The sequence below is a fragment of the Streptomyces sp. TG1A-60 genome (genome assembly GCF_037201975.1).
Classification (GTDB): Bacteria; Actinomycetota; Actinomycetes; order Streptomycetales; family Streptomycetaceae; genus Streptomyces.
Genome location: NZ_CP147520.1, coordinates 2,656,981 through 2,679,135 on the forward strand (window position 1 = coordinate 2,656,981; position 22,155 = coordinate 2,679,135).

A 22,155-nucleotide genomic window follows, 5' to 3' on the forward strand; every position below is an offset into this window, starting at 1 on the left:
ATGCAGCGTTCCTGAAGGTCTCCGCCGGAGGCCGCCCGCGCGGACGGCGGACCGCCACGGGAGCCGCCCACGCGGCCTTCGTCGGCCTGCTGCGGTCGCCCCGCCGTTCAGTATTTCGCAGGCGCGGGCCGGCGCCGACCGGCCGCCTCGCCGTCGCGTCCAAGCACAGGCGAGGCCCGGACCTCCCTCACGGGACCCGGGCCTCGCCCCGTCCGGCGGGTGTCCGTCACAGCACCGCCGGAGCCTTGGGAACCACCACCGGAGTGTCAGGCGGCCACCGGCACCGCCGCCTCCGCCGGAGCCAGCGCCAGTTCCAGTACCTGGCGCACGTCGGTGACCGCGTGGACGTCGAGCTTGTCGAGGACCTCGGCGGGGACGTCGTCGAGGTCGGGTTCGTTGCGCTTGGGGATGATGACGGTGGTGACACCGGCCCGGTGCGCGGCGAGCAGCTTCTGCTTGACGCCGCCGATGGGCAGGACCCGCCCGGTCAGCGAGACCTCACCGGTCATCGCCACGTCCGTACGGACGAGCCGGCCGGACAGGAGCGAGGCGAGGGCGGTCGTCATGGTGACGCCGGCGCTCGGCCCGTCCTTGGGCACGGCTCCCGCCGGGAAGTGGATGTGCACGCCCCGGTCCTTCAGGTCGGCGACGGGCAGCTCCAGTTCGGCGCCGTGGGAGCGCAGGAAGGAGAGCGCGATCCGCGCGGACTCCTTCATCACGTCACCCAGCTGACCGGTGAGGGTCAGCCCCGCCGCGCCCGTCTCCGGGTCGGCCAGTGACGCCTCGACGTACAGGACGTCGCCGCCCGCGCCGGTGACGGCGAGGCCGGTGGCCACACCCGGCACGGCCGTACGCCGCTCCGCCGGGTCCTGGGCCGACTCGGGCACGTGGTGCGGGCGCCCGATGAGGCCGCGCAGATCGCCGTCCGTGACCGTGAACGGCAGCTCCCGCTCACCCAGTTCGTGCTGGGCGGCCACCTTGCGCAGCAGCCGCGCGACGGACCGCTCCAGGTTCCGTACGCCCGCCTCGCGGGTGTACTCGCCGGCGAGCTTGCGCAGCGCGCTCTCGTCGAGGACGACCTCCTCGGCGTCGAGCCCGGCGCGCTCCAACTGCCGCGGCATCAGGTGGTCGCGGGCGATGACGACCTTCTCGTCCTCCGTGTACCCGTCCAGCCGGACGAGTTCCATCCGGTCGAGCAGCGCCTCGGGGATCGCCTCCAGGACGTTCGCCGTGGCGAGGAAGACGACGTCGCTCAGGTCCAGTTCCACCTCCAGGTAGTGGTCCCGGAAGGTGTGGTTCTGCGCGGGGTCGAGGACTTCGAGCAGGGCTGCGGCCGGGTCACCCCGGAAGTCGGAGCCGACCTTGTCGATCTCGTCCAGCAGCACGACGGGGTTCATGGATCCCGCCTCCTTGACGGCGCGGACGATACGTCCGGGCAGGGCGCCCACGTACGTCCGCCGGTGCCCGCGGATCTCCGCCTCGTCCCGTACGCCGCCGAGGGCGACCCGGACGAACTTCCTCCCCATGGCGTGCGCCACGGACTCCCCGAGGCTGGTCTTGCCGACTCCGGGCGGTCCGACGAGGGCGAGTACGGCACCCCCGCGCCGTCCGCCGACGACGCCGAGCCCACGGTCGGCACGCCGCTTGCGCACGGCGAGGTACTCGGTGATGCGTTCCTTCACGTCCTCCAGACCGGCGTGCTCGGCGTCGAGCACGCGCTGGGCGCCCTGGATGTCGTAGGAGTCCTCGGTCCGCTCGTTCCACGGCAGTTCGAGAACGGTGTCGAGCCAGGTCCGGATCCAGCCGCCCTCGGGTGACTGGTCACTGGCCCGCTCCAGCTTGTCGACCTCCTTGAGGGCGACCTCCCGGACCGCCTCCGGCAGATCGGCGGCCTCCACGCGCGCCCGGTAGTCGTCGGACTCCTCCCCCTCCTGCTCGCCGTTCAGCTCACGCAGTTCCTTGCGCACGGCTTCGAGCTGGCGCCGCAGCAGGAACTCGCGCTGCTGCTTGTCGACGCCTTCCTGGACGTCCTTGGCGATGGTCTCGGCGACGTCCTGCTCGGCGAGGTGGTCACGCAGCAGCTGGGTGGCGAGCCGCAGCCGGGCGACCGGTTCGGCCGTCTCCAGGAGCCGCACCTTCTGCTCGACGGTCAGGAAGGGCGAGTACCCGGAGTTGTCGGCGAGCGCGGACACGTCGTCGATGGCCTGCACCCGGTCCACGACCTGCCAGGCACCACGCTTGCGCAGCCAGCTGGTGGCGAGTGCCTTGTACTCCTTGACGAGTTCGGCGACGTGTCCGGGCAGCGGCTCCGGCACACTCTCCTCGACCCTGGTCCCCTCGACCCACAGAGCGGCGCCGGGCCCGGTGGTACCGGCCCCGATCCGCACTCGTCCAAGGGCACGGATGAGCGCCCCGGGGTCCCCGTCGGCCAGCCGCCCGACCTGCTCGACGGTCCCGAGCACCCCCGTGCTCGCGTACGCCCCGTCGATCCTCGGGACCAGCAGCACCCTGGGCTTCCCGGGCTCCGCCCGCGCCGCCGCCTGCGCGGCCTCCACCGCGGCCCGTACATCCGTGTCACTGAGGTCCAGCGGCACCACCATTCCCGGCAGCACGACCTCATCGTCGAGCGGCAACACGGGCAGGGTGAGCGGTGCGGACGTCGAAGCCATGATCTCTCCCTCGGCAGTCAAGTTGAGCTATGCCGACTCAATGCACATGAGCCGACGAATGTTCCCCCGGGAGCGGAGCGTTCGCTGTCAGCGATCACAACTGTCGCCAGGACGGTGCGGCGATGACGGCCTGGTGGGAGAACCCCGAGACCGGCGATCCCGGCACCGAAGAATGCGCAACCTCGTCACGACACCGGCCCGAACCCCGGAATCAGGACGGCACCGCGCCCCGGTCCGATGCGCTGCGCAGGACGCAGAACTCGTTGCCTTCGGGGTCCGCAAGAACGGCCCATCCCGAGCCGTCGGGGTCCCGGCGGTCGATGACCCAGGTGGCACCCAAACCCAGCAGCCGTTCGACCTCCTCCTCACGCGAGGTCTCCGGACGCAGACACAGGTGGATCCTGTTCTTGCCCCTCTTCGGTTCGGGCACCTGATTGAAGTGCAGCAGCGACCCCGTCGGCAGCATCACCTGGGTCTCCCTGTCTCCCGGCCTGTCCTCCGGATGCAACGGGTGGCCAGTCACCCCGCTCCAGAACCGGGCCAGCCGATAGGCATCCGCACAGTCGATCGCCACGTTCTGCAACACCGAGACCATGGGGATGAGCCTGCCTGAGCGGTTTCTCGCCTGCCACCCCTTCGCCTCGCGGCCCGTGCCATCGCCTCGCCCTCTCGCCGAATGCGCAGAGTCACCGGGGACCCGGTCCTCCCGTACGGCCACGGCGCGGCGTTCCGATCAGTCCGGATCCCGGCGGGACCGTCGCTGTTCGGACGCCGCCGCGCGGCGGACGCGCGAAGATGGGCGCATGTCCGTCACCGACGAACCCGAAGTCATCGACCGGCGCGAGGGCCCCTACGGCGAGGTGGTGCTGCGGCGGCACGGGGAGCTGCTGCAGATCATCGCCAACGGGTGTTTCCTGATGGACACCTCGGACGGCCGCTCGGAGCGGTTGCTGGTCGACGCCGCCCTCTCCGCGCTGACCGACCGTTCTCAGCCGAGTGTGCTGATCGGGGGTCTGGGCGTCGGCTTCTCCCTCGCGCACGCCGCCGCCAACCCGCGCTGGGGTCGGATCACCGTTGTCGAACGAGAAACCTCCGTCATCGGGTGGCACCGCGCGGGACCCCTGTCCGAGGTGTCCGCCGGAGCGCTCGCGGACGCCCGCACCGAGATCGTGGAAGCCGATCTGGTCGCCTACGTCAACGAGACATCGGCCACGTTCGACGCGCTCTGCCTGGACATCGACAACGGCCCCGACTGGACCGTCTCCGAATGCAACGAGAACCTTTACTCGCCGACCGGACTGGCAAGCTGCGCGAGGTTGTTGAGGCCTGGCGGCGTGCTCGCCGTGTGGTCCGCACAGCCTTCCGCCGCATTCGAGGAAACTTTGCGGAATGCCGGATTCCGTCAGGTGCGTACCGAAGAGATCCCGGTTGCCCGAGGCGTTCCGGACGTCGTGCACCTCGCGATCCGACCTGGATAGCCGTGGTGCTGTGACTGCCCGTACCCTGCTTGCCTGGCGCCGATCATTCAAGCGTCAATCGCAGTCATGCGCACCCACGCGCAATCGAGGGATCACCCCACGGATTCCGGAAAGCAACACAGGGGCGGGCGATGGAGCAGACACACACCACCCACAACGGCACGACGGCGACCCCGGGCGCACAGCGCCGGGTGCTCGTGGTCGAGGACGACCCGACGATCGTCGACGCCATCGCGGCCCGCCTGCGCGCCGAGGGTTTCGTCGTGCAGACCGCGTCCGACGGGCCGGCCGCGGTCGACACCGCGGAGGCGTGGCAGCCCGACCTGCTGATCCTCGACATCATGCTGCCCGGCTTCGACGGCCTGGAGGTGTGCAGGCGCGTCCAGGCCCAGCGGCCCGTCCCCGTGCTGATGCTCACCGCCCGGGACGACGAGACGGACATGCTGGTCGGGCTCGGCGTCGGCGCCGACGACTACATGACCAAGCCCTTCTCCATGCGCGAACTCGCCGCGCGCGTCCATGTCCTGCTGCGCCGGGTGGAGCGGGCGGCGCTGGCCGCCACCACACCGCGCTCGGGCATCCTGCGTCTCGGTGAACTGGAGATCGACCACGCACAGCGCCGGGTCCGGGTGCGCAGCGAGGACGTGCACCTCACGCCCACCGAGTTCGACCTCCTCGTATGCCTCGCGAACACCCCGCGTGCCGTACTCTCGCGCGAGCAGTTGCTCGCCGAGGTGTGGGACTGGGCTGACGCGTCCGGTACACGGACCGTGGACAGCCACATCAAGGCGCTGCGACGGAAGATCGGCGCGGAACGCATCCGCACGGTGCACGGTGTGGGGTACGCCCTGGAGACCCCGACTCCCTGAACCGGCACTCGCACCGCGTGCGGAGGGCGTACGGAGGCGTAGAGGGCGGGTGGCGGTATGAGCGGAGTCAGTGACCCACGGTCTCGGAACCTGGGTGGCGCGCAGTCACGGAAGGGCGCGGGACCGCTCAGCGGTCTGCGCCCCTTCTCGATCAAGACGAAGCTGGGCGCGCTCGTCGTCATCTCGGTGCTGATCACCACCGGTCTGTCGATGATCGCGGTGCACACCAAGACGGAGCTGCGCTTCATCACGGTGTTCTCGATGATCGCCACACTCCTGATCACGCAGTTCGTGGCCCATTCGCTCACCGCCCCGCTGGACGAGATGAACGCGGTCGCCCGGTCCATCTCGCGCGGCGACTACACCCGCCGGGTCAGTGAGAACCGCCGGGACGAGCTGGGTGATCTCGCTCACACGATCAATCTCATGGCCGATGAGCTGGAGGCCCAGGACCGCCAGCGCAAGGAGCTCGTGGCGAACGTCTCCCACGAGCTTCGCACTCCCATCGCGGGCCTGCGCGCGGTTCTGGAGAACATCGTGGACGGCGTCACGCGGGCCGACCCCGAGACCATGCGGACGGCCCTGAAGCAGACGGACCGCCTGGGCCGCCTGGTCGAGACGCTGCTCGACCTGTCGAGGCTGGACAACGGCGTGGTGCCGCTGCGCCGCCGCCGCTTCGAGGTCTGGCCGTACCTCTCGGGCGTCCTCAAGGAGGCCCAGATGGTCTCCTCCGCCCGCGGCGGCATCACCTCGGGCTCCGGCAACCACACCCGTACGGACGTCCATCTGCACCTGGACGTCCACCCGCCGGAGCTGACGGCCAACGCAGACCCGGAGCGCATCCACCAGGTCGTCACCAACCTCATCGACAACGCGGTCAAGCACAGTCCGCCGCACGGCCGCGTCACGGTCAAGGCCCGCCGCGGCCCCACCTCCGAGTCCCTGGACCTGGAGGTGCTGGACGAGGGCCCCGGCATCCCCGAATCCGAATGGCACCGCGTCTTCGAACGCTTCAACCGCGGCGCCGTCAGCTCCCCCCACGGTCCCGGCAGCGACGGCGGCACCGGCCTGGGCCTCGCCATCGCCCGCTGGGCCGTCGACCTCCACGGGGGCCGCATCGGCGTGGCCGAGTCCCCCAAGGGGTGCCGCATCCAGGTGGTGTTGCCGGGAGTGTCGGCACAACAGGGCCAGCGACCGGTACAGGCCTGAGAACACGGGGCTCTCAGGAGCAGAGGAGACAGCGGCTTTCAGGTGCCGGGGAACCCCGGGCCTCTCAGGGGCGCGGGGAACTGCGGACAAGCCACGACGCACCTGCACCCGCCTCACCACAGGCCCCACGCATCCCGCCCCCACCTCCGAACCCGAACGCAGCCAAACCCAGCCGGTACCCCAACGCCCGTGGCTGAATCCCCCCACCTTTGCCAGATTTCGCTCATCCTCCCGGGGCTTACTTCCGTGCCAAGTTGACGTAAAGTTCGAACCGGAGCCACAAGATCCATGGCGGGTCCGCGCAGCCGGACACGTGTGATCAGGTGCGTTCGCGCAGTGGGCCGCGTGTGTATCACCGCAGGGCCCCGCCGGACGCATGCCCTGCACATATCCCCCCCGCACCCCTTCCAGACCGGAACCCCACTTGTTTCCCGCCATTTCCACCCCCGAAACACGCTCTCGGATGTGACTTACGCGACGATGGGCGGACTCGGCCTGACCTTCCCGGCCACGGGGGCGTAGCCTTGATTCCCGCTGTCCATCACCTTGTGAAGCGGAAGAGGGCGGTTGCCGCCGTGTCGCCACAGTCCCCCAGTAACTCGAGCATCTCGACCGACGCAGACCAAGCGGGTAAGAACCCCGCTGCGGCCTTCGGTCCCAACGAATGGCTCGTCGACGAGATCTATCAGCAGTACCTCCAGGACCCGAATTCGGTAGACCGAGCCTGGTGGGACTTCTTCGCCGACTACAAGCCAGGCGCAGCTGCCGCCTCGGCTCCGGCGAGCACTGCGGCCACGGGGGCCGCAGCGACCACCACACCAGCGGCACCAGCCGCGCCGGCCCAGGCTGCTCCGGCCGCCCCGGCCGCCCCGAAGCCCGCCGCCGCGCCGGCCCCGGCCCCCGCGAAGCCCGCGCCGGCCAAGCCGGTGGCCGCCGCCCCCGCGAAGCAGGCCGCGCCCGACGGGTCCGCCGAGGGCCCGGAGCTGATCACGCTGCGCGGCCCCGCCGCGGCGGTCGCGAAGAACATGAACGCCTCCCTGGAGCTGCCCACGGCCACGTCCGTGCGCGCCGTCCCGGTGAAGCTGCTGTTCGACAACCGCATCGTCATCAACAACCACCTGAAGCGCGCCCGGGGCGGGAAGATCTCCTTCACGCACCTGATCGGCTACGCGATGGTGCAGGCCATCAAGACGATGCCGTCGATGAACTGGCACTACGCGGAGAAGGACGGGAAGCCCACCCTCGTCAAGCCGCCGCACGTCAACTTCGGCCTCGCCATCGACCTGGTGAAGCCCAACGGCGATCGTCAGCTGGTCGTCGCGGGCATCAAGAAGGCCGAGACGCTGAACTTCTTCGAGTTCTGGCAGGCTTACGAGGACATCGTCCGCCGTGCCCGTGACGGCAAGCTGACGATGGACGACTTCACCGGTGTGACGGTCTCCCTGACCAACCCGGGCGGCCTCGGCACCGTCCACTCCGTGCCCCGTCTGATGCCCGGTCAGTCGGTCATCATGGGCGTCGGCTCGATGGACTACCCGGCCGAGTTCCAGGGCACGAGCCAGGACACCCTGAACAAGCTCGGCATCTCGAAGGTCATGACGCTCACGTCGACCTACGACCACCGGGTCATCCAGGGCGCCGCCTCCGGCGAGTTCCTGCGGATCGTCGCCAACTACCTCCTCGGCGAGGGCGGGTTCTACGACGACATCTTCGAGGCCCTGCGCATCCCCTACGAGCCGGTCCGCTGGCTCAAGGACATCGACGCCAGCCACGACGACGACGTCACCAAGGCCGCCCGTGTCTTCGAGCTGATCCACTCCTACCGGGTCCGCGGCCACGTCATGGCCGACACCGACCCGCTGGAGTACTTCCAGCGCAAGCACCCCGACCTGGACATCACCGAGCACGGGCTCACCCTGTGGGACCTGGAGCGCGAGTTCGCGGTCGGCGGCTTCTCGGGCAAGTCCCTGATGAAGCTCCGCGACATCCTCGGCGTCCTGCGTGACTCGTACTGCCGTACGACCGGCGTCGAGTTCATGCACATCCAGGACCCGAAGCAGCGCCGCTGGATCCAGGACCGCATCGAGCGCCCGCACACCAAGCCGGAGCGCGAGGAGCAGCTGCGCATCCTGCGCCGGCTGAACGCGGCGGAGGCCTTCGAGACCTTCCTGCAGACGAAGTACGTCGGCCAGAAGCGCTTCTCCCTGGAGGGCGGCGAGTCCGTCATCCCGCTGCTGGACGCGGTCCTCGACAGCGCGGCGGAGTCCCGTCTCGACGAGGTCGTCATCGGCATGGCCCACCGCGGCCGGCTGAACGTCCTCGCGAACATCGTCGGCAAGTCGTACGCCCAGATCTTCCGCGAGTTCGAGGGCAACCTCGACCCGAAGTCGATGCACGGCTCCGGCGACGTGAAGTACCACCTGGGCGCCGAGGGCACCTTCACGGGCCTCGACGGCGAGCAGATCAAGGTCAGCCTGGTCGCGAACCCCTCGCACCTGGAGGCCGTGGACCCGGTCCTGGAGGGCGTCGCGCGCGCCAAGCAGGACATCATCAACAAGGGCGGCACGGACTTCACGGTCCTGCCGGTGGCCCTGCACGGCGACGCGGCCTTCGCGGGCCAGGGCGTGGTGGCCGAGACCCTGAACATGTCGCAGCTGCGCGGCTACCGCACCGGCGGCACGGTCCACATCGTCATCAACAACCAGGTCGGCTTCACCGCGGCCCCCGAGTCCTCGCGTTCCTCCATGTACGCGACGGACGTGGCCCGCATGATCGAGGCCCCGATCTTCCACGTGAACGGCGACGACCCGGAGGCCGTGGTCCGCGTCGCGCGGCTGGCCTTCGAGTTCCGCCAGGCGTTCAACAAGGACGTGGTGATCGACCTCATCTGCTACCGCCGCCGCGGTCACAACGAGTCGGACAACCCGGCCTTCACCCAGCCGCTGATGTACGACCTGATCGACAAGAAGCGCTCGGTGCGCAAGCTGTACACCGAGTCCCTCATCGGTCGCGGCGACATCACCCTGGAAGAGGCCGAGCAGGCGCTGCAGGACTACCAGGGCCAGCTGGAGAAGGTCTTCACGGAGGTCCGCGAGGCCACGTCGCAGCCTGCGTCCGCCGAGGTCCACGACCCGCAGGACGGCTTCCCGGTCTCGGTGAACACCGCGATCACGGCGGAGGTCGTCAAGCGCATCGCCGAGTCCCAGGTCAACGTCCCCGACCGCATCACCGCCCACCCGCGTCTGCTGCCGCAGCTGCAGCGCCGGGCGTCGATGGTCGAGGACGGCACGATCGACTGGGGCATGGGCGAGACGCTGGCTGTCGGCTCCCTCCTCCTCGAGGGCACCCCGGTCCGGCTGGCCGGCCAGGACTCCCAGCGCGGCACCTTCGGCCAGCGTCACGCGGTGATCATCGACCGTGAGACGGGCGAGGAGTTCACGCCGCTGATGTACCTCTCCGAGGACCAGGCGCGCCTGAACGTCTACAACTCCCTCCTCTCCGAGTACGCGGCGATGGGCTTCGAGTACGGCTACTCGCTGGCCCGCCCCGAGTCCCTCGTGATGTGGGAGGCCCAGTTCGGCGACTTCGTCAACGGCGCCCAGACGGTCGTGGACGAGTTCATCTCGTCGGCGGAGCAGAAGTGGGGCCAGACGTCCGGCGTCACCCTGCTGCTCCCGCACGGCTACGAGGGTCAGGGCCCGGACCACTCGTCCGCGCGTCCCGAGCGCTTCCTCCAGCTCTGCGCGCAGAACAACATGACGGTCGCCATGCCGACCCTCCCGTCGAACTACTTCCACCTCCTGCGGTGGCAGGTGCACAACCCGCACCACAAGCCGCTGGTCGTCTTCACCCCGAAGTCGATGCTGCGCCTCAAGGCCGCCGCGTCGAAGGCGGAGGAGTTCACGAGCGGTCAGTTCCGCCCGGTCATCGGCGACTCGACGGTCGGCCCGGCCGCGGTCCGCAAGGTCGTCTTCTGCGCCGGCAAGGTCTACTACGACCTGGAGGCCGAGCGGAGGAAGCGCGACGCCACGGACACGGCGATCGTCCGCATCGAGCGCCTGTACCCGCTGCCGGGCGCCGAGCTCCAGGCGGAGATCGGCAAGTACCCGAACGCCGAGAAGTACCTGTGGGCCCAGGAGGAGCCGGCGAACCAGGGTGCCTGGCCGTTCATCGCCCTCAACCTGATCGACCACCTGGACCTGGCCGTCGGCGCCGACGTCCCGCACGGCGAGCGCCTGCGCCGCATCTCCCGCCCGCACGGCTCGTCCCCGGCGGTGGGTTCGGCCAAGCGCCACCAGGCCGAGCAGGAGCAGTTGGTGCGCGAGGTGTTCGAGGCGTAACGGCTCTCGGCGACATCCGTACGCGGCCGGGCCGCACCCCTCTCGGGGGTGCGGCCCGGCCGTTTCGCGCACTTATCCTTGACCCATGTACTTCACGGACCGTGGCATCGAGGAACTGGAGAAGCGGCGCGGCGAGGAGGAGGTCACCTTCGAGTGGCTGGCCGAGCAGCTACGGACGTTCGTCGATCTGAACCCGGACTTCGAGGTGCCGGTGGAGCGGCTGGCGACGTGGCTGGCGCGGCTGGACGACGAGGACGAGGACGAGTAGCCGCCCAGGCGAAGGCGGGACGAGGAACCGTCCGGGCGAAGGCGGTCGGTCGCGGGGGCGTGCCAGGTCGTACATCGGACCCAGGGCACCGTGGGCGATCAGCAGGCCGTCGGCGACGGCCCAGCCGCCGCTGCGGCGGTGCAGCCCCCAGGCCGTGAGCGGCAGCCCGGCCTGCAGTCGGGCGGTGGCGAGGGCACGGGCCCTGGTGGTGCCGGCCCACGGGAGCCGGAGGCCGAGGCGGCCTGCGGCCTCGTTCGAGGACGTCGAGTTCCGTACGGACGGCTCCGCGCCGGCCGGTCCGCTCGACGACGCGGGCGACCACTTCCGGATCCGCCCGGCAGAGCAGGAGCGCACCGGGAGCCGGGGGCGCGCCGGTGGGCCGGGGGTCCCGGGGAGCGCGCGGTCGCATCAGCCCACGCCAAGGCGATTTGTGCGCGTACATCCCTGCCGGATCTCCAGAACGGGTGTCTTGACATTCCGTGACCACGATATATCGTGAATTCCGAGAGACGCGATAGTGCGCGCATGACGTCATGGCTTCGGTGTGATGTCGGTGTGCATCTCGTGCTCCGACCTGTCCGGTCCTGTCGAGGGGGTCAGCACCATGTCCAAGTGGTCCGTCGCCGAGCCGCAGAAGCTCACGTTCGACGAACCGGTGACGGCCCTGCACGTGCGCATCGTCAACGGAACGGTGAACGTCGTGGGCACCGACGAGAGTTCCGCCCGCCTGGAGGTGTCCGGCGTGGAGGGTCCACCGCTGACGGTGACGCAGAAGGACGGCACGCTGACCGTGGCCTACGACGACCTGCCCCGGAAAGGCTTCCTGAAGTGGCTGGACCGGCAGGGCTGGCGGCGCAACGCAGTGGTCTCGCTCGCCGTCCCCACAGGCACCCGGGTCGAGGTGGGCGTGGTCGGCGCCACCGCCGTCGTGTCCGGCCTGGACGGGCGTACGGAGGTGAAGGGCATCTCCGGTGACACCACCCTGGTCGGCCTGTCGGGCCCGGTGCGCGCCACGACGGTCTCGGGGAACGTGGAGGCACAGGCCCTCACCGGCACGCTCCGCCTCGGCTCGGTCTCCGGCGACCTGACCGTCGTCGAGGGCTCCTGCCCCACCGTGAAGGCCGACTCGGTGAGCGGCTCGATCATCCTCGACCTGGATACCACGGGCGGCCCCACCGACGTCGGCCTCACCAGCGTCTCCGGTGAGATCGCCATCCGCATCCCCCACCCCACGGACGCCGAGGTCGAGGCCAACACCGCCGGCGGCACCATCTCCAGCGCCTTCGACGACCTCCGGGCTAGCGGCCCCTGGGGCGCCCACAAGGTCACCGGTCGCCTCGGCACGGGCGACAGCCGCCTCAAGGCCACGACCGTCACCGGCTCGATCGCCCTGCTCCGCAGGCCACCGGCCGAGGACGCACCATGGGGCGAGGAGACAGGGAGCAGCGACCCGGGGGCGAGTGAGGACACGGCGGCAAGCAGCGCCGAGCCCGACACCCCGTCCGCCGGTACCCACATCACCGCCGTGGCGGACCATCGGTCTGCCGACTCCCCCGCCCCGTCCGCCGACTCCCCCGACGTTCCCGACCTGTCCGACTCCCTCGACTCGGACGGCACGACCGGCGGGGCGTCCGACAGCACGACCGACAAGAAGGTGCACTGACATGCCTCCCGTCTTCGCCCACGGACGCCTGCGGCTGTATCTGCTGAAGCTGCTGGACGAGGCGCCGCGCCACGGCTACGAGGTGATCCGGCTGCTGGAGGAACGCTTCCAGGGCCTGTACGCGCCGTCGGCCGGCACCGTTTACCCCCGCCTGGCCAAGCTGGAGGCCGAGGGCCTGGTCACCCACACCACCGAGGGCGGCCGCAAGGTGTACGCGATCACGGACGCGGGCCGCGCCGAACTGGCCGACCGCAGCGGCGAGCTGGCCGACCTGGAACTGGAGATCCGCGAGTCGGTGGCGGAGCTGGCCGCCGAGATCCGGGCCGACGTCCGGGGCGCGGCGGGCGACCTGCGCCGTGAGATGCGGGCGGCGGCCTACGAGGCCCGCAAGGGTGGCGCGGCGGGCGACGGGACGCAGGGGCCGCTCGGGGAGTTCGGGGAGAACGCCGACAAGGAGTCCTGGCGCGCCGCGAAGGAGGAGATGCGCCGCGTCAAGCAGGAGTGGAAGGAACAGGCCCGCCGCGCGAAGGACGAGAGTCGGCGGGCCCGCGAGGAGGCCCTGCGCGCCCGCCGCCAGGCCAAGGAAGCTCAGGAGCGTGCCCGCACTCAGGCCCAGGAGGAGCTGCAGCGCATCGCCAAGCGGGTCCAGGACCACGTCCAGGACCACTTCACCCGGGGCGACTGGCCGACGGGGATGCGGGAGGGACTGACCGAACTGGCCAAGGAGTTCGGCGAGTTCGGGAAGGACTTCGGAAAGGAGTTCGGCAAGGACTTCGGCTTCGGGCGCACGGGGACGGAGTCCGGCCCGGGACCCGCCGGAAAGGGAGGCACGGGGGCCGGAACAGGGGCAAGTGTCAAGGAGCCCGAGTACTCGACCACCCCCGAGGAGTTCCCGGCCGACTTCGAGCCCGCCTGGGTGCACGAGACCCCCACGGGCGACCCGGCCCGCGACCTCGACCGCCTTCTGGACCGCTTCCGCGACGACATCCGCGACGCGGCCCGCGACCACGGCGTGTCAGAGGACCAACTCCGCGACGCCCGCCGCCACCTGTCGACGGCGGCGGCCCGCATCGGAGAGGTGCTACGGACACCCGAGGGACGGGCCCCCAAGGGCTGAGCCGGTGAGGGGCACAGCCCTTCAGGGGCGCGAGGAACTGCGCGACAAGCCACGTGGAACGAGCAGCCCGCCCCGCACAAGCGCCCCCCACCCCGAACCCGACACCGAATCCGCCACTGACACAGAATCCGCCTCCTGCCCCCTGCCCCCTCACCCCGCCTTGGCCTCCCCGGCGCCGTAAAGGACCCGCTCCAGCGCCTCGTACGTCACCCCGTGGTCCGCGAGGACCTCGGCGGGGACCCCGGGCCGGGTAGAGGGCGAGGAGGAGGTGTTCGTCGCCGATGTGGCGGTCGCGGTGGGCGTGGGCGGTGCGGAGGGAGCGGGTGAGGACGTCCTTGGCGTCGCGGGTGAAGGGGCGATGGCCCGAGCGGCGCCCCCGGCTGCTCACGAGACCCTTCCTGCCCGACTCCAACGCCCCCGCCCCGTGGGCCTCTTCGGCGCGGGAGACGATCTCCGAGAGGTCAATGCCGAGGCCGGAGAGCGCGTCCACGTCGGCGCGGGAGAGGCCGCCCCGGCGGCGGGCCTCGGCGAGGGCTCGTTCCACGGAGCCCCGGCAGTCGGCCTCGTCGAGCCCCAGCGCGGACAGGGCGAACGAGGCGCGGCCGGCCTTCCGGTCCAGCAGGCAGAGGAGGAGGTGCTCCTCGGTCACTTCCCTCGCATGGGCGCGTTCGGCGTGCTCGACCGCGCCCAGGACCACGGCCCGGGCGTCTTTCGTGAACCGTTCGAACATCAACGCCTCCCGTACTTCTTGTGCACGGCCTGCCTGCTGACTCCGAGTTCCGTGGCGATCTCCTGCCACGACCAGCCCTGGTTGCGCGCGCTGCGCACCTGCACCGACTCCAGCTGCTCCATCAGCCTCCGCAGCGCGGCGACGGCCCGCAGCCCGATCCGTGGGTCACGGTCGCCCGCGCACTCGGCGAGATCCGTTGCTTCGGTCATGCCGTCAACTTACGTTGACACGCGTGCCGCGTCAACCTCTATTGACATAGCGGCGGCCGGCCCGGAGAACCGGGCCGGCCGTGGTCTCGACAGAGTCCGTCAGGGGTTGGTGAGCACGATCTTGCCGAAGTGGTCGCCGATCTCCATGCGTGCGAAGCCCTCGCGGGCGCGATCCATGGGCAGCACCTCGTCGATGACGGGGCGGACGCCGGTCGCGGCGCAGAAGGAGAGGAGGTCCTCCAGTTCGTCCTTGGTGCCCATGGTGGAGCCGACGACCTTGAGTTCGAGAAAGAAGATCCGGGTCAGTTCGGCGTGGGAGGGGCGGTCACCGCTGGTGGCGCCGGAGATGACGAGGCTGCCGCCGGGGCGCAGCGACTTGACCGAGTGGGACCAGGTGGCGGCACCGACGGTCTCGATGACCGCGTCGACGCGCTGCGGCAGCCGCGCCCCGGACTCCAGCGCCTCCACCGCGCCCAGTTCCAGGGCCCGCTTGCGCTTGGCCTCGTCCCGGCTGGTGGCGAAGACCCGCAGTCCGGCCGCCTTGCCGAGCACGATCGCGGCGGTGGCGACACCACCGCCGGCGCCCTGGACGAGGACGGAGTCACCGGGGCGTACGCCCGCGTTGGTGAAGAGCATGCGGTACGCCGTCAGCCAGGCGGTGGGCAGACAGGCGGCCTCCTCGAAGGAGAGCTCCTGGGGCTTGGGGAGCACGTTCCAGGTGGGGACGGAGACGAGTTCGGCGAAGGTGCCCTGGTAGCGCTCGGTGAGGATCGAGCGGGGTTCCCGGGGGCCGACGCCGTGTCCGGTCTGACCGATCACCGAGTGCAGGACGACCTCGTTGCCGTCCTCGTCGACACCGGCGGCGTCACAGCCGAGGATCATGGGCAGCTTGTCCTCCGCGAGACCGACGCCGCGCAGGGACCACAGATCGTGGTGGTTCAGCGAGGCGGCCCTCACCTTCACGGTCGTCCAGCCGGGCCTCGGGTCCGGGGCCGGGCGCTCGCCCAACTCCAGTCCGGTGAGCGGTCGGTCACGGTCGATGCGGGCGGCATAGGCAGCGAACATGGGCCTGACCATAGGGCTGCGCCGGGAACGAGGGAACCAGGCAGCGCTGTGACACTGGTCCCGCCGCCAAGTCCGCCCTGCGAGGTTTGCCGCCCCCGCCGCCCCTGAAGGGGCACGGAGAACCTCGCGGCCGACCTCCACCGGACCGCAGTCGGCCGACCCGCACCGGCGGGCCGGGGACGCGGCTCCCCCCTCGTGGACGGGACGGGTAGGGGCGGCGGGGGCGTAAAACCCCCACCGCCCCTCAGGTCAACGCCGAGCAACACCCTCCACCCGGGCCGCGGCGGCGACCGCCGCCGTGACGGCCGGGGCCACCCGCTCGTCGAAGGGCGAGGGGATGACGTAGTCCGCGGCGAGGTCGTCGCCGACGACCGAGGCCAGCGCCTCCGCCGCCGCGATCTTCATACCCTCGGTGATCCTGGAGGCGCGCACCTGGAGGGCGCCCGCGAAGATGCCCGGGAAGGCGAGGACGTTGTTGATCTGGTTCGGGTAGTCGGAGCGCCCGGTCGCGACGACGGCCGCGTACTTGTGGGCCACGTCCGGGTGCACCTCGGGGTTGGGGTTGGCCATGGCGAAGACGAACGCGTTCTCCGCCATCGAGGCCACCGCCGCCTCCGGGACCGTACCGCCGGAGACGCCGATGAAGACGTCCGCGCCCGCGAGGGCGTCCTCCAGGGAGCCCGACAGCCCGGCCTTGTTGGTGAGCTCGGCGAGCTCCCGCTTGACCGGGGTGAGGTCCTCGCGGTCCACGGAGACGATGCCCTTGCGGTCGGCGACCGCGACGTCGCCGAGACCGGCCTCCAGCAGCATCTTGGCGATGGCGACGCCCGCCGCGCCGGCACCCGAGATGACCGCCCGCAGATCACCCAGCCCACGCCCGGTCAGCCGGGCGGCGTTCCGCAGAGCCGCCAGCGTCACCACGGCCGTACCGTGCTGGTCGTCGTGGAAGACGGGGATGTCGAGGCGCTCCTGGAGCCGCTTCTCGATCTCGAAGCAGCGGGGCGCCGAGATGTCCTCCAGGTTCACGCCGCCGAAGGAGGGCGCGAGCCTGACCACGGTCTCGATGATCTCGTCGACGTCCGTGCAGGCGAGCGCGATCGGCACCGCGTCGACGCCGCCGAACTGCTTGAACAGGATCGCCTTGCCCTCCATCACGGGGAGGGAGGCCTCGGGACCGATGTCGCCGAGGCCGAGGACCGCCGTACCGTCCGTCACGACGGCGACGACCGAGGACTTCCAGGTGTATTCGTTGACCAGTTCCGGCTGCTCGGCGATGGCGGTGCACACGCGCGCGACGCCGGGCGTGTAGGCGAGGGACAGGTCGTCCGTGTCGCGGATCGGCACGGTGGCCTGCACGGCCATCTTGCCGCCGCGGTGCAGCGCGAACGCGGGGTCGAAGGAGTCGAGGGAATTGAGAGGCTCCCCTCCGCCCTCCTGACCCGTACTGGCGTCGCCGCCGCCGGTGCGAGGATTGACAATCTCCGCTGCCACGTTGTTTTACCCCTTAGGTCTTCATGGTTTGAGGGTGACCGCTCCCGGTTCGGGAACGGGCGGGCACCGCGTAAGTCCCAGGTCACCGATGCGTGCAGCGACACGTACGGGCTCAGACGCGACGGGCGCGCCGCACACGCGCCCTGGGCCCCGGATGAGGGGTGTAAGGAACCTTCTTACCGGACGGACGCCGCCGAGGACGAGCCCACGCCTGTTCATACCTCGAAGGTCACAACTCGTGGGTCATTTGAAGGCGATCACAGATGGTTCGACTCATCGATGGATGACGGACAAGACGGTGTGAATCATGACACGTCCCGTACGGCCACGTGTGAGGGGTCGGCGGCCGACCGCATCCTGAGATGCACCGAAGATCTTCCGTCCGGACGCAGGAATTTCCGCACAGGATCCGGCGTGATCACCAGGTCCGCAGCGGTTCGTGGGGCATTCGGGGGTCGCCCGTTATCCGATTTTGACATGGCCGGTCATCTGCACGCACATGACCAAATGGCAAGATGCCGTAATCACACGAGGTCGCGGCACTCGAAGAAGCGTGCCATCCGTCGACCCATCGGCAACTCCACACCACCCCGCCGGAGGAACCCACCATGACCGCAAGCACCACCTGTCGTACGACCGGCCTGCGTTCCCGTACAGCCGCGGTCGGCGCGATCGCGGTCGCGGGCGCCCTGCTGCTCACCGGCTGCGGTGACCAGACCAAGAACGACAGCGGATCCGACAGCGCCTCCACCAGTACGGCGCCGCTGGCCGACAAGCTCCCCGCCGAGATCCGGAACAAGGGCGAGATCCGGGTCGGCTCGGACATCGCGTACGCGCCGGTCGAGTTCAAGGACGACGCCGGCAAGGTGGTCGGCATCGATCCCGACATCGCCGCGGCGCTGGGCGAGCAGCTCGGCGTCGAGTTCAAGTTCGAGAACGGCACGTTCGACACTCTCATCGGCGGTCTCGCCGCGAAGCGGTACGACATCGCCATGTCGGCCATGACCGACACCAAGGACCGCCAGGAGGGCGTCGACTCCGAGACCGGCAAGAAGGTCGGCGCCGGCGTGGACTTCGTCGACTACTTCACCGCGGGCGTCTCTCTTTACACCAACAAGGGCGACGACCAGTCCATCAAGACCTGGGACGACCTGTGCGGCAAGACGATAGCCGTGCAGCGCAACACCTTCTCGCACGACCTCGCCAAGGACCAGGCGAAGAAGTGCAAGGACGACGGCGAGAAGGCCCTCAAGATCGAGGACTTCGCCACCAACCCCGAGGCCGAGACCCGGATGCGGGCCAAGGGCGCGGACGTCGTCTCCGCCGACTTCCCGGTCGCCGCGTACTCGGTGAAGTCCTCGGGCGGCGGCGAGTACTTCGAGATCGTCGGCGACCAGGTCGAGGCCGGCCCGTACGGCATCGCCGTCGCCAAGGGCAACGCCGAGCTGCGGGACGCGCTGCAGGCCGCCGTCCAGGCGATCATCGACAACGGCGAGTACGAGAAGATCATCAAGAAGTGGGGCGTCGAGGACGGCGCGATCACCGAGCCCAAGATCAACGGCGGCTCCTGATTCTCGGCTCGGTACGGAAAGGCTCCACCCGTGACTGTTGACGTCAACAAGACGGACGGTCCCGCCGACTCCACGCCCCCCGCCGGACCGGAGGCCATCAAGGCCATTCCGGTCCGGCACCCTGGGCGCTATGTCTCCGCGGCCATCGCGCTCGGCCTTCTCGGCTCGATCATCTACGCCTTCGCGCAGGGCAACATCAACTGGGGCGCGGTCCCCGAGTACTTCTTCAACGGCCGTGTCATCGAGGGCCTGCTCAACACCCTCCTGCTCACCGTGGTGTCCATGCTGATCGGCATCGCGGGCGGTGTCCTCCTCGCCGTGATGCGCCTGTCGAGGAACCCGGTGACCTCGTCGATCGCGTGGTTCTACATCTGGTTCTTCCGCGGCACACCGGTCCTGGTCCAGCTCTTCGTCTGGTTCAACCTGGGCATCGTCTTCACGTACATCAACCTCGGCCCGGTCTACAAGGACTACTGGTCGGTCTTCATGACGCCGCTGCTGACGGCGTTGCTCGGCCTCGGCCTCAACGAGGCCGCGTACATGGCGGAGATCTGCCGCGCCGGTCTGCTCTCGGTCGACGAAGGGCAGACGGAGGCGTCGCACGCGCTCGGCATGAGCCACGGCAGGACGCTGCGCCGGATCGTCATCCCGCAGGCGATGCGCGTGATCGTGCCGCCGACGGGCAACGAGGTCATCAACATGCTGAAGACGACCTCGCTCGTCTCGGCGGTGGGCTACCTGGACCTGTTCAAGGTGGCCCAGGACATCGGCCAGCGGGCCGGCTCGGTCGTGGAGATGTTCTTCCTCGCCTCCGCCTGGTACCTGATCCTGACCAGCGTCTTCAGTGTCGGCCAGTACTACCTGGAGCGGTACTACGCGCGTGGCTCGTCCCGCACGCTGCCCCCGACCCCGGTCCAGCGCTTCAAGACCGCCGTCCTGTCCACACGCCGTCCGAAGGGAGTCCCGGCATGACCGCCATGGTGAAGGCCGAGGGCATCCACAAGTCGTTCGGCCCCGTCGAGGTCCTCAGGGGCATCGATCTGGAGGTGCAGACGGGCGAGGTGTTCTGCCTCATCGGCCCGTCCGGGTCCGGCAAGTCGACCTTCCTCAGGTGCATCAACCACCTGGAGAAGATCAACGCCGGCCGGCTGTACGTCGACGGCGAGCTGGTCGGCTACCGCCAGAAGGGCGACAAGCTGTACGAGCTCAAGGACAGCGAGGTGGCGCTCAAGCGGCGTGACATCGGCATGGTGTTCCAGCGCTTCAACCTGTTCCCGCACATGACGGCCACCGAGAACGTCATGGAGGCGCCGGTCCAGGTCAAGGGCGTCAGCAAGGCCCTGGCCCGCGAGCGCGCCCGTGAGCTGCTGGAGCGCGTCGGTCTCGGCGACAAGGCGGGCAACTACCCGTCCCAGCTCTCCGGCGGCCAGCAGCAGCGTGTGGCCATCGCCCGGGCGCTGGCCATGGAGCCGAAGCTGATGCTCTTCGACGAGCCGACCTCGGCGCTCGACCCGGAGCTGGTCGGCGACGTCCTCGACGTCATGCGCGACCTGGCCGAGTCCGGAATGACGATGGTCGTCGTCACCCACGAGATGGGCTTCGCCCGAGAGGTCGGCGACAGCCTGGTCTTCATGGACGGCGGTGTGGTCGTCGAGTCCGGCAACCCGCGTGAGGTGCTGACGAACCCGCAGGAGGAGCGGACGCAGTCGTTCCTCTCCAAGGTTCTCTGACCGGCACCCGTCCAAGGTCTCCGACGGGCACGTATGCGGTCCGGTCGGCACGCACACGGAAGGGGTGGTGCGGATTTCCGTACCACCCCTTCCGCTGCTTCCGCATGCCGCTTTTGCTCGCGCCGCGTAATACCCTGTATACACGAGCGGCTATTACCCGACCGCACCACGACGACAGAGCGCCCCGGTAAGGACTACAAGTGGAACTGGCCCATTACTCGGACTACGCGGTACGCCTCGTGAACAGCGAGGAGCCGCTCCGGGGCAAGGACACGCTCACCTCCGTCGATGCCGTACGCGACCTCTTCGGGCCCAGCCGGCAGGCGGCCCGGCGGGCGACGGACGCCGACGTCACCCGCTTCCGCTCGGTACGGACCCGGCTGCGCTCGGTTTTCGAGGCGGCGGACGGGGGCGACGAGACCCTCGCCGTGGACCTGCTGAACTCGCTCCTGCTGGAGTTCCCGGTGAACCCGCAGATCTCCGGGCACGACTCCCGGGACGACGACGGCCGCCCTCTGTGGCACATGCACCTGGCGGACCACCCCTCCAACGCGACGGCGGGCTACGCCGCCATCGCCGCGATGGGTCTCGCCTTCCACCTGACCGAGTACGGCGTGGACCGGCTCGGCCTGTGCGAGGCGGCACCGTGCCGCAACGCCTACGTCGACACCTCCACCAACCGCTCCCGGCGCTACTGCTCGGACCGCTGCGCGACCCGCGCCAACGTGGCGGCCTACCGCGCCCGCAAACGCCTGGAGGCGGACCGGTCGCAGAGCACGGGCCGGGCGGCGGAGAGCGCCCAGCGGGCGAGCGCGAACGGCGAGCGCTGACCCCTGGGCCTGGGCCGGTACCGGAACCGCACCTTGCCGAGCACGAGTTCGTCGGGCACGGCCCCGTAGTCGGTGCTGTCCCCACCCGCGTAGGCGTTGTCCCCGAGCACCCACCAGCCGCCGTCGCGCCGCTCGGCGGCCCGCTTGACGACGAGCAGGTCCTGCTGGAAGGGATGCCGGAGCACGATCACATCGCCGCCCCTGAGGCGCGCCCCGTAGTGGACGAGCAGCTGGTCCCCGTGGCGCAGCGTCGGGACCATCGAGGGCCCCGTGACCTCGGCCACCCCGAAGGGCAGCAGGGCCCTCCCCCGCTCGGTCTCCTGCGACGGCTCCGACATCACCCGGCACCTCCCCGGTCCGTTCCTCCACCTGTCCCAGTCTGACCCCGGACTTTTGTCCTAAGCCCATGGGGGCACTCGCTAAAACCACTCTCGTAGGGAGTAATGTCCCACCTGAGAAGACGATCACGAGGAAGGAATGCTCCATGCTTTCCCGCCTGTTTGCCCCCATGGTCAAGGTCAGCGCACACTGCGACCTGCCCTGCGGTGTGTACGACCCAGCCCAGGCCCGCATCGAGGCGGAGTCGGTGAAGGCCGTGCAGGAGAAGATGGCCGCCAACGACGACCCGCACTTCCAGGCTCGCGCGACCGTCATCAAGGAGCAGCGCGCCGAGCTCGCGAAGCACCATGTGTCGGTGCTGTGGAGCGACTACTTCAAGCCCCCGCACTTCGAGAAGTACCCGGAGCTGCACCAGCTGGTCAACGACACCCTCAAGGCCCTCTCGGCCGCCAAGGGCTCGACCGACCCGGCGACGGGCCAGAAGGCGCTCGACCACATCGCCCAGATCGACAAGATCTTCTGGGAGACCAAGAAGGCCTGACCCGGCCTCTCTCGACCGCACCCGGTCCGTTTGCCG

Annotated in this window: 18 protein-coding genes and 2 pseudogenes; 12 read left to right on the forward strand and 8 right to left on the reverse strand. The window is 69.8% G+C overall.

Annotation, left to right across the window (positions count from 1 at the left end; genetic code table 11):
* Positions 1-266: 266 nt before the first annotated feature.
* Positions 267-2,669: an endopeptidase La gene (gene lon / locus WBG99_RS10810; RefSeq protein WP_338896127.1), complete on the reverse strand. Its 2,403-nt coding sequence runs from the start codon at positions 2,667-2,669 to the stop codon at positions 267-269.
* 211 nt (positions 2,670-2,880) lie between these two features.
* Positions 2,881-3,264: a VOC family protein gene (locus tag WBG99_RS10815; RefSeq protein ID WP_338896128.1), complete on the reverse strand. Its 384-nt coding sequence runs from the start codon at positions 3,262-3,264 to the stop codon at positions 2,881-2,883.
* A gap of 208 nt (positions 3,265-3,472) precedes the next feature.
* Here WBG99_RS10815 and WBG99_RS10820 point away from each other — a divergent pair, with 208 nt between their 5' ends.
* The 5 genes from WBG99_RS10820 (at position 3,473) to WBG99_RS10840 (ending at position 10,833) form a co-directional block, all read left to right on the forward strand.
* Positions 3,473-4,147 (forward strand): spermidine synthase, encoded by a 675-nt coding sequence (locus WBG99_RS10820; protein ID WP_338896129.1) that lies wholly within the window; start codon positions 3,473-3,475, stop codon positions 4,145-4,147.
* A 131-nt stretch (positions 4,148-4,278) separates the two neighbouring features.
* On the forward strand, positions 4,279-5,016 hold the full coding sequence (locus WBG99_RS10825) for a response regulator transcription factor (RefSeq protein WP_338896130.1): 738 nt from the start codon (positions 4,279-4,281) through the stop codon (positions 5,014-5,016).
* A gap of 57 nt (positions 5,017-5,073) precedes the next feature.
* The gene (locus WBG99_RS10830; protein ID WP_338896131.1) at positions 5,074-6,225 is read left to right on the forward strand and encodes a HAMP domain-containing sensor histidine kinase; all 1,152 of its coding nucleotides are present in this window, start codon (positions 5,074-5,076) and stop codon (positions 6,223-6,225) included.
* Between the two features lie 575 nt (positions 6,226-6,800).
* Positions 6,801-10,565: a multifunctional oxoglutarate decarboxylase/oxoglutarate dehydrogenase thiamine pyrophosphate-binding subunit/dihydrolipoyllysine-residue succinyltransferase subunit gene (locus tag WBG99_RS10835; RefSeq protein ID WP_338896132.1), complete on the forward strand. Its 3,765-nt coding sequence runs from the start codon at positions 6,801-6,803 to the stop codon at positions 10,563-10,565.
* A gap of 85 nt (positions 10,566-10,650) precedes the next feature.
* Positions 10,651-10,833 (forward strand): DUF6104 family protein, encoded by a 183-nt coding sequence (locus WBG99_RS10840; RefSeq protein ID WP_003961784.1) that lies wholly within the window; start codon positions 10,651-10,653, stop codon positions 10,831-10,833.
* A 48-nt stretch (positions 10,834-10,881) separates the two neighbouring features.
* Here WBG99_RS10840 and WBG99_RS10845 read toward each other — a convergent pair.
* Positions 10,882-11,146: pseudogene (locus tag WBG99_RS10845) on the reverse strand (hypothetical protein); the annotation flags it as partial.
* Between the two features lie 291 nt (positions 11,147-11,437).
* Between WBG99_RS10845 and WBG99_RS10850 the strand changes: the two are divergent.
* Both WBG99_RS10850 and WBG99_RS10855 read left to right on the forward strand, forming a co-directional pair.
* A complete protein-coding gene (locus WBG99_RS10850; protein WP_338896133.1) occupies positions 11,438-12,496 on the forward strand; it encodes a DUF4097 family beta strand repeat-containing protein in 1,059 nt (352 codons plus the stop codon).
* A gap of 1 nt (position 12,497) precedes the next feature.
* A complete protein-coding gene (locus WBG99_RS10855; protein ID WP_338896134.1) occupies positions 12,498-13,613 on the forward strand; it encodes a helix-turn-helix transcriptional regulator in 1,116 nt (371 codons plus the stop codon).
* A gap of 150 nt (positions 13,614-13,763) precedes the next feature.
* On the opposite strand, the pseudogene WBG99_RS10860 reads toward WBG99_RS10855, so the two are convergent.
* The 4 genes and pseudogenes from WBG99_RS10860 to WBG99_RS10875 form a co-directional block, all read right to left on the reverse strand.
* Positions 13,764-14,343, reverse strand: a pseudogene (locus WBG99_RS10860) (Clp protease N-terminal domain-containing protein).
* A complete protein-coding gene (locus tag WBG99_RS10865) occupies positions 14,343-14,552 on the reverse strand; it encodes an HTH domain-containing protein (RefSeq protein ID WP_338896135.1) in 210 nt (69 codons plus the stop codon). The pseudogene WBG99_RS10860 and the gene WBG99_RS10865 overlap by 1 nt, the downstream one beginning before the upstream one ends.
* 99 nt (positions 14,553-14,651) lie before the next feature.
* Positions 14,652-15,617 carry a zinc-binding dehydrogenase gene (locus tag WBG99_RS10870; protein ID WP_338896136.1) on the reverse strand — a complete coding sequence of 322 codons (966 nt, stop codon included), beginning with the start codon at positions 15,615-15,617 and terminating at the stop codon, positions 14,652-14,654.
* A 249-nt stretch (positions 15,618-15,866) separates the two neighbouring features.
* Complete coding sequence (locus WBG99_RS10875; RefSeq protein ID WP_338896137.1) at positions 15,867-17,108, reverse strand: NADP-dependent malic enzyme; 1,242 nt, start codon at positions 17,106-17,108, stop codon at positions 15,867-15,869.
* 608 nt (positions 17,109-17,716) lie between these two features.
* On the opposite strand from WBG99_RS10875, the gene WBG99_RS10880 reads away from it, so the two are divergent.
* The 4 genes from WBG99_RS10880 (at position 17,717) to WBG99_RS10895 (ending at position 21,239) form a co-directional block, all read left to right on the forward strand.
* Entirely contained in the window at positions 17,717-18,679 is a 963-nt protein-coding gene (locus WBG99_RS10880) for an ABC transporter substrate-binding protein (protein WP_338896138.1), read from the forward strand.
* A 30-nt stretch (positions 18,680-18,709) separates the two neighbouring features.
* Positions 18,710-19,651, forward strand: a complete 942-nt coding sequence (locus WBG99_RS10885) for an amino acid ABC transporter permease (RefSeq protein ID WP_338896139.1) — start codon at positions 18,710-18,712, stop codon at positions 19,649-19,651.
* Positions 19,648-20,409 carry an amino acid ABC transporter ATP-binding protein gene (locus WBG99_RS10890; RefSeq protein ID WP_338896140.1) on the forward strand — a complete coding sequence of 254 codons (762 nt, stop codon included), beginning with the start codon at positions 19,648-19,650 and terminating at the stop codon, positions 20,407-20,409. The genes WBG99_RS10885 and WBG99_RS10890 overlap by 4 nt, the downstream gene beginning before the upstream one ends.
* Before the next feature lie 200 nt (positions 20,410-20,609).
* On the forward strand, positions 20,610-21,239 hold the full coding sequence (locus tag WBG99_RS10895) for a CGNR zinc finger domain-containing protein (RefSeq protein WP_338896141.1): 630 nt from the start codon (positions 20,610-20,612) through the stop codon (positions 21,237-21,239).
* Here the strand turns inward: WBG99_RS10895 and sodX are convergent.
* The gene (sodX, locus tag WBG99_RS10900) at positions 21,143-21,577 is read right to left on the reverse strand and encodes a nickel-type superoxide dismutase maturation protease (protein WP_338896142.1); all 435 of its coding nucleotides are present in this window, start codon (positions 21,575-21,577) and stop codon (positions 21,143-21,145) included. The genes WBG99_RS10895 and sodX overlap by 97 nt on opposite strands.
* A 146-nt stretch (positions 21,578-21,723) precedes the next feature.
* On the opposite strand from sodX, the gene sodN reads away from it, so the two are divergent.
* Entirely contained in the window at positions 21,724-22,119 is a 396-nt protein-coding gene (gene sodN, locus WBG99_RS10905; protein WP_338896143.1) for a superoxide dismutase, Ni, read from the forward strand.
* Positions 22,120-22,155 lie beyond the last annotated feature (36 nt).